Source organism: Azoarcus sp. TTM-91, assembly GCF_012911025.1.
In the GTDB taxonomy this organism is placed as follows: Bacteria; Pseudomonadota; Gammaproteobacteria; order Burkholderiales; family Rhodocyclaceae; genus Azoarcus.
The window spans coordinates 1-1643 of the sequence record NZ_WUEI01000245.1 but is presented as its reverse complement, the minus strand read 5'-3'; the positions used below and the strand labels follow the sequence as shown (position 1 = coordinate 1643).

General features: G+C 66.0%; 2 protein-coding genes. One reads left to right on the top strand and one right to left on the bottom strand.

All coding sequences use genetic code 11. The features are described 5' to 3' along the window. Positions 1-251, top strand: a 251-nt coding sequence (locus tag GRF61_RS23995; protein ID WP_211166180.1) for a hypothetical protein, incomplete at its 5' end; no start/stop codon positions are given. 205 nt (positions 252-456) lie between these two features. Here GRF61_RS23995 and GRF61_RS23990 read toward each other — a convergent pair. Next, on the bottom strand, positions 457-1643 hold a 1187-nt coding region (locus tag GRF61_RS23990), incomplete at its 5' end, for a hypothetical protein (RefSeq protein ID WP_169153133.1).

Here is a 1643-nt window from a genome sequence, read left to right as displayed (position 1 = left end):
TGCGCCAGTACGCCGCCGCCGAGCGCAAGCCCCTCACCTTCCTGATCGAAGCCGGCCTGTTCGAAGCCAGCCGTACCGGCCAGACCGGCATCCTGGAAAGCAGCCGCCACATGCGCGACGTGCTGCGCGCCAAGGGCTACCCGGTGAGCTACAAGGAATACGCCGCCGGCCACGACTACCTGCACTGGCGCGGCACGCTGGGCGAGGGGCTGATCACGCTGCTGGGCAAGGGGGAAGGTCAGGCGCAGTGATGCGGGCGGATAGTCTGCTCGCGCCGGTTCGAGCGGACGGCGGGCCTGCCGGTCCGCTGAGCCAGGCGCGGAACGCTCCGCCCCTCCCGGACTACACGGAACGAAAACGGGCGGCCTCGATGCGGGGCCGCCCGTTCTCTTGATGACCAGCGAGCGCACTCGCCTGCCAGCGCGGCACCAACCGCCCTCGCTTCTCAGCGCCCGATCAAGCCGCAGCCATCCGCCACCGCCTGTTGTAAAGGCGCTCCGCCAGCGCATCCGCCCATCTTTGGGCAAGGCACATCACGCGCAAGGTGCCGATGAAGCACAGGAAATACAGCATAGGCGTCATCCCGAGCATTTCCGCAAAGGCAACGGCCAGCGCTAGCGCAGACACCACGAAACCAGTCCCCAGATTGCGCCCCGTCGTCACAACCAGCGCCGGTAGCAAGGCCACCACCAGCAGCGCTATGACCGCGACATAGAACTTGATTGCAATCACGACGAACAGCCAGCCTATCGGCGTGGAAGGTCTCATCACCCGCCAGGGGGCCAGCGCCCATGTCTCCACCTGTTGCGGGTAGCGATGCAAAAGGAACAGGGTGAGGTTGATCCACAGTGCAGCCCCCACCAACACCCAGCTCGCCTGCATCATCGGCTCCGGCTGGAACGTGGCATCGACCGCGGCAACAGCGGCAAGCCCCCAGCACAACCCGACTGTCGACGCGGCGCTGCCGACGAAGCGGAGAGCCAGCACGGAGCCGACAAACAACAAGGAATACAGCACGCTGTATGCGCCGCCTTGCCAAGGCTCGGGCAGCGATGGCGTGAGGTCCCGCGCAAGCAGCACCGCGCCGCAGATGACAGGCCCTCCCAGACTCGCGAAAAGCGTGAAGCGATAGCCACTCTTCGTCGATACATCCACCACCTTTGCGGCTGCCTGCAGCAGCCCCCATCCTGCCCGGCGCAAGAACGCAGTACCGGCCATCATCGCCAGCAGCATCAACATCGCCATGAATACCAGCCCCAGGGCCGCGAAGGTAGTGGAGCCCTGCTTCCAGTTGGACGGAAGGCAATACGCCCCCAGGAAAGCCACGGGCAGCAGGCGCAGGAAACCCAGCTTCTCCACCATGCGCAGCAAACCGGCGTGCTCCTCCCTGCCGATCCCGAGGGAACCCAGAACAGGCGCAGACAGGCTGGGTATCAACATGTACAAGCTGGGCAGATGCAGAAAAGCGAACAGCCACGCACGCCAGGCCCCACGCTCGCTACGCAGCTTGCGGAAGCGCTGCAGCCGCTCCAGACGCAGGGCGAACACCGGATCCGCCTCCGCCAGGCTGCGGGCCTGCTCCAGGCGGTCGCGCAGTGCCTGGGCGCGCGGCAGGCCAAGCTGGGCTTCGGAACGGAAATCGG